The sequence below is a fragment of the Dellaglioa algida genome (assembly GCF_030127605.1).
In the GTDB taxonomy this organism is placed as follows: domain Bacteria; phylum Bacillota; class Bacilli; order Lactobacillales; family Lactobacillaceae; genus Dellaglioa; species Dellaglioa algida.
In genome coordinates this window covers 38,898-47,445 of sequence record NZ_JANXLE010000010.1, presented here as the reverse complement: position 1 = coordinate 47,445, position 8,548 = coordinate 38,898, and the positions used below count along the sequence as shown (strand labels likewise).

Genomic DNA, 8,548 nt, shown 5'->3' with positions numbered 1-8,548 from the left:
TTTAAAAAGAGGCTTTCTGAAAAATAATTTCAGAAAGCCTCTTTTCTATTTGATTTCTTTTAATTTAATCAATGGGGCATAACTAATTAACATCATTAAGCTTAATCCTAAAATATATAACGGTAAACTTGTAATGGAATCATTGTGCATAAGGCTCATTAAGTAAGTTAAACCACTGACAACTAAGTAATAACCCAGACTGAACCAGCCACTGGCGCTTCCCATAATCTGCTCATACCCAATTAACGCACGATTTAAAGCATTAGGTAACGTAATATTTAAACCCAGGAATACAAAGAAAATACCAGCTAACATCCATGCAGGTTGATCAACAGTTGCAGCAACTAAAAGTCCTGCGGCTGATATAGTACTTAAAATAAGTCCGCTAAAGGCAATAATTTCAGGACGATACCGATTAATTAAGTGGTTAACGATAAGTGCTCCTAAGAGACTAACACTGGCAATAATGAGACCTAACAGGCCATATTGAAAGGCAGAAAAGTTAAAATGACCCTCGAAAATAAAAGGTGCTTCCGCGTAGTAACTAAATAAAATACCATTTATGCCGCCAATAACTAGGCCATAACGCCAGACTACAGGATTAGACAATAATTGTTTTAAAACAAGCCACTGGGAAACCTTGATTAATGTAGATGGCTGTTTTTGCCGTGTTTCAGGTAATCGAATTCCACTGTACAGTAAAACGACTACAGCAAGGCTAATTAGCGTTGTAAAGACATTTCGATAGCCTAACGTTGTTTGGACTAAACCGCCAATTAAGGGTCCTAACGCGGGAGATAAAGCCATGGCGGCACCAGTTTTAGCAAATACCTTGGTTCCTGTAACACCTGAAAAGCTTTCACGCATAATCGTTTGCGTGACAACAGAGCCTGCACTGGCGCCAAAAGCTTGAATTAATCGGAAGAATAGTAGCCATTTGAAAGAAGGACTCCAGTAAAGGCCAATATTTCCGATTAAATAAATGATAATACCGCCTAACATTGATGGTCGGCGACCACAATAGTCAGCAAGTTGTCCCCAAAATAAAACGCCAATGGCAAATGCGATAAAGTAGATACTCATTGTTAATTGAATTTGGTTGGCGCTAACACTTAAAGCCTGACTTAAGGCCGGTAAAATTGGGGTAAAGATTGATTCACTAATTTGTGGGAAACCCACTAAAGTTATAATTAATGCTAGGGATGGGACTTTTTTTCGGACGTTTTTCATCACAATTTCTCCTAAAATTTAATTTGCGAAAAAACGTCCTCGTCCATCTACAGCGACACAAACCATTATATTTTCATATTCCATGGGTTGTCACCTCATTTCTGTGTATTGTACTTTAACATGTGTATTCTAAATTTGTCAAAAAAGATAGTCTGCTAGAAATACTGTACGAGTTAAAAAATATAATAATATTGTGTCCATATATGTGTTGTACAACTTTGTTTTTTGTTGTTTAATAGAGACTGATAAAAAATTTAGGGGGAGATTAAGAATGAAAAAGGTATTGGTAGTTTTGGGAACAACGATTGTTTTGTTATCATTAGCCGCATGTGGGAAGAGTGAGAGTACATCTAAGGATTCATCGTCTTCTGAGGCAAAGTCATCTAGTATGTTAAAGGAGAAAGAAAATTCAAGTAAAAAGGAATCAACGAAGAGAGAGTCAAGTAAAAAAGAGTCAATGAAGAAAGTGTCAGGGGAAAAGGCCAAAGCTATTTCTGAAAGTAAGGCTGAATCAATAACGGCTGCTAAAGCATCTAGTATTACGGCGGAAAGCTCGGACAAAGCGGCTAACGAAATGACAGCTGTAAGGAACGAATTAGCTAAGGGATTTGTCTTATCGCCTAAACTATTTAACGGCATAGATGTTGATAAAGCAATGGAAAAATCAGGCGCACCACAGAATATTGTTAGTGACTATACTAAGGTAGGATACGTTAAAAATGATTCAACGATACGTATGGAACAAATGAGGAGTGCATTTGACGTTAAATACACGATAACAAAAACGTATGTAGTAATCGATGGAAGTACTATTCCATATACAACACAAGGCACAGGGGTTACTTTCGGATCATGGACGGAACCTCATGGTAAGGATGTAATTACTATGAATTTAAGAACAGAATCTGGTGCTAAAAGCATAGTGGATTCAGTAATGACACAGAATTAATCGTGGCCGTCGAGTCTACTAAAATGGAATAAATATAGTTTAAAGCATTCGCGATAGCGGATGCTTTTTTTGTATTTCGTGATATGACATGGGCACCTTAATTATAAACAAAAATGCACCTGCTCATTTGAGCAGGTGCATTTTCACGCGATATTTCCACATGATCTATTTTGCCGAATTTAGACGCAACGTTGTAAAACACTTAATTGGGTAAGTAGGGATCGAACCTACAGATTGCGGATTCAGAGTCCGGCGCCTTACCAGTTTGGCTATTACCCATTAATAATTAACTTCCTAATTTTAGCGATATAACGACTTTTTGTCAAATTAAAAATGATAATATTTTGATTAATAAATAAGAAATAGTAAAGATGGTTAATTATTGATAAAGATAATCGAATAAACCTTCGATGACTGAGAAAAAAAGCTATAATAAAAATATGCAAAGTGAAAAATATGATAAATATTTTTACGTCGTTTATTAAATTATCAATCGTGACAGTTAGTTTGGTCATGATTATCATTCTATGAATAAGCCTGAGGCGAACATATTGGAAATAAAATTAAGACGTGAATTAAAAAAATTATACACTAGATTATTGATTGCGAGTGTTACAACATTACTGATAGGGACGACGAAGGTTATTTTACAATACGAGTGGTTGTCATTTGTTATGTGGGGTGCCGCGATATATTGTCTAGGTCTGTATGTGTATTGCTGTTTTATTCAATTTTTAATTTGGCAGAAAAAGCATTGACATCAATTCTGTATGGGTTATACTTAAAAGAGTATTTTTGCCCAATGGTCAAATTGGTTAAGACGTCGCCCTCTCAAGGCGGAATTACGGGTTCGAGCCCCGTTTGGGCGATCAGAGTGCTTATAGATAAATTTTAATTATCAAAAAAAGAGTTAACACGGCGATGTGTTAACTCTTTTTTTGTTTAAATATCCTGTTCAAATGACAGTTCAATTAAATATTTATCGTGATGCGTCAAGTAGGTGGTCGTTACCCAAACATCCATATAGTCGGGAACTGAATTTTCTAATTTATTATTAAAATAATCTAGTAGATCACCGTGTTTTGCGACGAATTCATCGGCAAGACGATTAACGGTTAACTGATCTGGCAAAAAATAAATATCAGCATCGGCAACTTTAGTGCTACCAGGCAAGACGATTGTAAGTGAATTTGTATAAGTTAACCGAGAAAAGAAAACCTGATCGGGATGTCGTCTAATAAAAGATAAGACGAAGAATATGGAATCTGAATTACTAGCCATAAGTGTGTGCCTCCTAGAATGATTTACTTTATTATATAAGGCTAAATGAAATTGTTTAGCCTTATTCTAGCATAATCATAAATTAAATGGGTATTTACGGATTAAAAGTTGTTTCAATTTATGGGTTTTTCTTTAGGTAAAATCTTTATGGTAGCGTATACTTAATAATACAAACATTAAATTATTTTATTGGGGGGTGCCGGCGATGAAGACGGTTCATTTTTATTTAGTAAGGCATGGTCAAACACGTTTAAATAGATTAAAGAGGTTACAAGGAGTGACTAATTCTCGTCTGACACACAAAGGACGAGAAGCGGCTAGAAACCTAGGCACGCAATTAAAAGATATGGACTTTGAAGCAGTTTATACTAGTGATTTAAAACGAACACAGGATACCGCGAACTTTATTCTTGAAAAAAATAGATATGCGTTCGATATACAACCATTAAAAGGCCTTAGGGAAGTTGATTTTGGTCGATTAGAGGAAATGAAAAATAAAAAATTAATTCCGTTACTTGTGAAAAAGTTTGGATTTTTTAAGGTGATTAAAGCCGTATTAGGACATAATCGATTTAGGGACTTAGTCGATATGTTTGCGGAACTTGAGGGGACAAGTCAAGCTGAAACATATGACAGCATGACTAGTCGAATTATTGAGACGCTGACTGATATTGGTAGTCAGTACCAAACGCGCGGTGGAAATATTTTAATTGTGTCACACGGACTTGTTTTATCAAGTTTTATTGATAGTCTAGAAAAAAATCAATTACCGATAATGCTCTTAAAAAATGCCAGTGTTAGTAACGTTGATTTTGAAAAAGGAAAGTTTAAAGTTGTTAAGATTAACCAAAAGGGGTGATTGTCGTTGCTATATTTTGAAACGACAAATAAAATTCAGCAGTTAGTCCATGAAGGAATCGTTCCAGGAGCCTCATTTGGAATTGTGCATCATAATAAAATAATAGCGCAAAATTTTCTTGGTTATTCACAATTAGTTCCCGAATCCGAAGTATTAGTTGACGATGCACTCTATGACGTGGCCTCTTTAACGAAAGTTGTTGGAACGACCACGCTTATCTTGAAGTTACAAGAAGAAGGAAAATTGAATATTGATGATCCCATAAAAAAATATCTAGCTGATTATCAAGATGAACGAGTGACCCTGCGACATCTACTGACGCATACGGCTGATTTTCAAGGATATATAAAGGATCGAAATCAGTTATCTGCGCCCGCGTTAAAACAAGCGTTATTTGGATTAACTAATGGTAATAGTCTCGGCGAAACGGTTGTTTATAGTGATATTGGACTCATCTTTTTAGGGTTTATTATTGAAGAAATTTTAGATATTCCAGTCCAAAAGGCGCTGAAACAAGAAATTCTAGTGCCCCTTGGCTTAGCTGATAGTACGTTTAATCCCAATGTTGACAGAAGTGTCCCAACAGAGATTATTCCCGAATTGGGTCTTTTGAGAGGGATTGTTCATGATCCTAAGGCGCGCATTTTAAAAGAGAATTGTGGATCTGCCGGACTTTTTTCAACTGTATCTGATTTACTTAAATTTATGAAGTGGTTTATGAGTGATGACCCTACACGGCCCGTTTTAAAACCAAGAACGACCCAAATGTTATTTAGCGATCAAACGCCAACTGGACACTTAGGTCGGTCGCTTGGCTGGGACCTTCGTGGAAGTAACAAGAACTTATCTGTCTATCATACTGGTTTTACGGGGACGTTCATGCTAATGAACCAGACTACAAAAGATGGATTAGTTGTTCTGACTAATAGGGTACATCCAACGAGCGATAATACGCTCTACCTCGAAAAACGTGATGAAATTGTAACTAGTTTTTTAACGGAACACAATGAGATTGTAACCGATTCGCATTCAAAAATGTAACCGCTTGTGGTAAAATTAAAGGATAATAACTTAAGATGAAGGAGAACATAACTAATGACAGAACCTCTATTTTTAAAACCCGTACTGCAAGAAAAAATCTGGGGTGGTAACCATCTTAAAACAGTATTTGGTTATGATATTCCGAGCGACCACACCGGTGAACTTTGGGCAATTTCGGCTCATTCACATGGACCAAGTACCATTTTAAATGGGCCATATGCCGGTAAAACATTGAATGAAGTATGGGATTCAAATCGCGAAGTCTTTGGTAATGTTAAGGGGGATGTTTTCCCGCTCTTAACGAAAATTTTGGATGCTAATCAAGATTTGTCGGTTCAAGTTCATCCTGATGATGCCTACGCGATGGAACATGAGCATGAACTTGGCAAAACGGAGTGTTGGTATGTGATATCTGCTGAACCAGGGGCAGAACTCATTTATGGTCATCATGCTAAAACGCGTGAAGAGTTGGCAGAAATGATTCATGATGAAAAATGGGATGCACTATTTACCCATGTACCCGTTAAAGCTGGAGACTTCTTCTACGTACCAAGTGGCACAATTCATGCTATTGGTTCAGGTGTAATGGTCCTTGAAACACAACAAAGTAGTGATACAACTTATCGCGTTTACGATTTTGATCGTGTTGACGCAACTACTGGTAAAAAACGTGATTTGCATATTCAACAGTCAATTGATGTTACGAATGTTCCTAATGTTGTGCCAAAGTTAGATATTAAAACTCAAATGATTGGTGACGCAAAAGTGACGAGCTTTGTTAAAACACCATTTTTCAGTGTTTATGAATGGTTAATTACGAATGGTTCTGCAACATTTGAGCGAACAATTGCACCATACACGCTTGTCTCTGTTCTAAAAGGAGAAGGCCAAATCGAAGTTGATGGTAAAGTTTTTGATTTGAAAATGGGTATGCATTTTATTTTGCCTAATGAAGTTAAGAAATGGACGATTACAGGCAACATGCAGATTATTGCATCAGAACCTGGAGAAAAAGCTTAAAAAAATAAAGTTTCGAATGACAACTATCATTGTCGTTCGAAACTTTATTTTTTTATTTAAAAGGTTGGTTCGATAACGAGCGCTTCTTGTTGACTGAAATCAACATCTGGATATTTACGATGTAAGGCAATTAATAACAAGCGTTTAGCGAGTTCACCATTTCTAGTTAAAATAGGTCCATGGAAGTATGAACCGAAGACATTTTTATAAACAACACCTTCTGATGCATCCCCGCCATTATTACCTTTACCTTTTAGGACCTTGCCAAGTGGACGTTCGTCTTCACCAAGGAAAGTCATCCCATTATGATTTTCAAAACCATGATATGTTTCGCCTGTTTCTTCGTTTTGAATAGTAATGTCCCCGATAAAACGATTGTTATCTTGAGTTTCAGTGTAGTGACTCATTGCGCCAATACCAGGAATTTTTTCACCGTCAGCACCGACATAATATTGTCCAAGTAATTGGTAACCGCCACAAATCGCGAGTAGAGGACCATCATTTTCAATATAATCAGTTAAATCGTTTTTCTTTTTTTGAATATCTTTTGAAACAATTTTTTGTTCGAAATCTTGACCGCCGCCAAAGAATGTTAAATCAAAATGATTCTTTTCAAAAGGTTGATCTAAACTAATAACTTCAGTTTTTAGTTCAACATCCATTTGTTTGGCGTAATATTCTAAGGCTAGTAGATTGCCGACATCGCCGTAAGTATTCAATAAGTCACCATATAGATGGGCGACGTTTAAATGATATTTTGCCATGTTTACATCCCTTCCTTAATATAACCGTCACTTGCCAATGATTTACGTAATTGTAAAACAGCCGTGTACGTGGCTAAAACGTAAATATGTTTTGTTGGGAAAGATTTAAGTTGGTCAACAACTTTAGAAACGTCTGGTTCTTTAATTAATTGGTCATCAGTAACACCGGCAACTTTAAAACGGAACGAAACATCTTTGTAACGTTCGCCGCCAGTCATAAATTGGGGGATGTTCATTTGTGTTAATTGTTCAAAATTACCATCCCAAATCCAACTCGTATCAATACCATCCGCATAATTAGCATTCAGTAAAAAGGCTAGAGAGAACGGTTCTGTGTCCGTTGCAATCATATCCAATACTTGATCAAGTCCAACTGGATTTTTAACTAAAATTAACGTAATCTCTTTATCATCAACTTGGATAAGTTCTTGTCGGCCAAAGACTTGTTCATCATCTTCACTTAAGGTATTGCTGATGGCTGCAGGACCTACATCTAAAAAGCGACCAACTGCATATGCGGCAAGTGCATTGTATATGTTATACAGGCCACCAACATGAATTTCCATAGGTTGTCCGTCAATGATAAAACGAGACGATGTTGGCGTTTGTTCCAAAAGAGATGTTAATTGATAGTCTAATTCAGGACGACTAAAATGACAATTTGGACAATAATATTTACCAAGATTAGCATACGTACGAATTTTGTAATGTAAAATATGCTGACAGACGGGGCAAAGGACACCATCTGTGTTTGTTGGCGCCAGACTCTCTGTTTCTTCTTCATGATTAAAACCATAAAAAACAAAAGGATTTGGTAAGTCAATCGAATGGAAAATTGGCGCATCGCCATTAGCAATGATTGTCGCCTCAGGGGCTAATTTAATACCATCAATAATTTTTTTATATGTCGTATAGATTTCGCCATAACGATCCATTTGATCACGGAAAATATTCGTTAGAACAAATGCTTTTGGTGTAATATACTGTGTCACTTTAATGACATTAGCTTCATCGACTTCAAGGATAGCAAGTGGGCGTTCATTTTTCTTACGTTTATCCGTTAAAAATGCAGTAATAATACCCTGTTCCATATTCGATCCAGCTGAATTGGTTAAAATATGATTATATTTAGCACCTAAAACTTTAACTGTTAAGGCAGTCGTTAATGTTTTACCGTTAGTTCCGGTAATGACGATGACATCATAATTTGCACCCAATGTTTTCAAAATATCTGGATCTAATGCGGCAGTTATTTTGCCGGGTAATGAGCTACCACCTTTTAAGAAGGTATGTAAAAACCAGTATGATGATTTTCCGGCAGCAGTTGCCATAGCACTTTTTATCGTCATTGAATATCCTCCGTTTATAGAAAAATTAACTGGATATGCTAAGAGCATAACACGG

General features: G+C 36.4%; 8 protein-coding genes and 2 tRNA genes. 5 read left to right on the top strand and 5 right to left on the bottom strand.

Annotated features, from left to right (window positions below; genetic code table 11):
• Window positions 1–45: 45 nt before the first annotated feature.
• Window positions 46–1,230, bottom strand: coding sequence for a multidrug effflux MFS transporter (locus tag N0K73_RS08030; protein ID WP_112250228.1), 1,185 nt, complete (start codon window positions 1,228–1,230; stop codon window positions 46–48).
• 271 nt (window positions 1,231–1,501) lie between these two features.
• Here N0K73_RS08030 and N0K73_RS08025 point away from each other — a divergent pair, with 271 nt between their 5' ends.
• A complete protein-coding gene (locus tag N0K73_RS08025; protein ID WP_112250226.1) occupies window positions 1,502–2,179 on the top strand; it encodes a hypothetical protein in 678 nt (225 codons plus the stop codon).
• A gap of 206 nt (window positions 2,180–2,385) precedes the next feature.
• Here N0K73_RS08025 and N0K73_RS08020 read toward each other — a convergent pair.
• Window positions 2,386–2,458 (bottom strand) — tRNA-Gln (locus N0K73_RS08020).
• A gap of 517 nt (window positions 2,459–2,975) precedes the next feature.
• Here N0K73_RS08020 and N0K73_RS08015 point away from each other — a divergent pair.
• Window positions 2,976–3,048, top strand: a tRNA-Glu gene (locus N0K73_RS08015).
• Window positions 3,049–3,121: 73 nt separating this feature from the next.
• On the opposite strand, the gene N0K73_RS08010 is transcribed toward N0K73_RS08015, so the two are convergent.
• Complete coding sequence (locus N0K73_RS08010) at window positions 3,122–3,460, bottom strand: hypothetical protein (protein ID WP_057973790.1); 339 nt, start codon at window positions 3,458–3,460, stop codon at window positions 3,122–3,124.
• Between the two features lie 205 nt (window positions 3,461–3,665).
• Between N0K73_RS08010 and N0K73_RS08005 the strand changes: the two genes are divergently transcribed.
• From N0K73_RS08005 to manA, 3 genes are read left to right on the top strand one after another with little or no spacing between them, the layout of a single operon-like run.
• The gene (locus tag N0K73_RS08005) at window positions 3,666–4,319 is read left to right on the top strand and encodes a histidine phosphatase family protein (RefSeq protein WP_057973791.1); all 654 of its coding nucleotides are present in this window, start codon (window positions 3,666–3,668) and stop codon (window positions 4,317–4,319) included.
• Between the two features lie 6 nt (window positions 4,320–4,325).
• Complete coding sequence (locus N0K73_RS08000; protein ID WP_112250218.1) at window positions 4,326–5,360, top strand: serine hydrolase domain-containing protein; 1,035 nt, start codon at window positions 4,326–4,328, stop codon at window positions 5,358–5,360.
• Between the two features lie 54 nt (window positions 5,361–5,414).
• Window positions 5,415–6,380 carry a mannose-6-phosphate isomerase, class I gene (gene manA / locus N0K73_RS07995; protein WP_112250216.1) on the top strand — a complete coding sequence of 322 codons (966 nt, stop codon included), beginning with the start codon at window positions 5,415–5,417 and terminating at the stop codon, window positions 6,378–6,380.
• 56 nt (window positions 6,381–6,436) lie between these two features.
• Here the strand turns inward: manA and N0K73_RS07990 are convergent, their stop codons facing one another.
• On the bottom strand, window positions 6,437–7,144 hold the full coding sequence (locus tag N0K73_RS07990) for a type 1 glutamine amidotransferase (RefSeq protein ID WP_057973794.1): 708 nt from the start codon (window positions 7,142–7,144) through the stop codon (window positions 6,437–6,439).
• Between the two features lie 2 nt (window positions 7,145–7,146).
• A complete protein-coding gene (locus N0K73_RS07985) occupies window positions 7,147–8,493 on the bottom strand; it encodes a Mur ligase family protein (RefSeq protein WP_112250214.1) in 1,347 nt (448 codons plus the stop codon).
• Window positions 8,494–8,548 lie beyond the last annotated feature (55 nt).

What these genes read in the sequence shown, in the direction of transcription:
- N0K73_RS08010 (WP_057973790.1), bottom strand. Translation starts at nt 3,460, where the DNA reads ATGGCTAGTAATTCAGATTCCATATTCTTCGTCTTATCTTTTATTAGA.
- N0K73_RS07990 (WP_057973794.1), bottom strand. Translation starts at nt 7,144, where the DNA reads ATGGCAAAATATCATTTAAACGTCGCCCATCTATATGGTGACTTATTG.
- N0K73_RS07985 (WP_112250214.1), bottom strand. Translation starts at nt 8,493, where the DNA reads ATGACGATAAAAAGTGCTATGGCAACTGCTGCCGGAAAATCATCATAC.
- N0K73_RS08005 (WP_057973791.1), top strand. Translation starts at nt 3,666, where the DNA reads ATGAAGACGGTTCATTTTTATTTAGTAAGGCATGGTCAAACACGTTTA.
- N0K73_RS08025 (WP_112250226.1), top strand. Translation starts at nt 1,502, where the DNA reads ATGAAAAAGGTATTGGTAGTTTTGGGAACAACGATTGTTTTGTTATCA.
- N0K73_RS08030 (WP_112250228.1), bottom strand. Translation starts at nt 1,230, where the DNA reads ATGAAAAACGTCCGAAAAAAAGTCCCATCCCTAGCATTAATTATAACT.
- manA (WP_112250216.1), top strand. Translation starts at nt 5,415, where the DNA reads ATGACAGAACCTCTATTTTTAAAACCCGTACTGCAAGAAAAAATCTGG.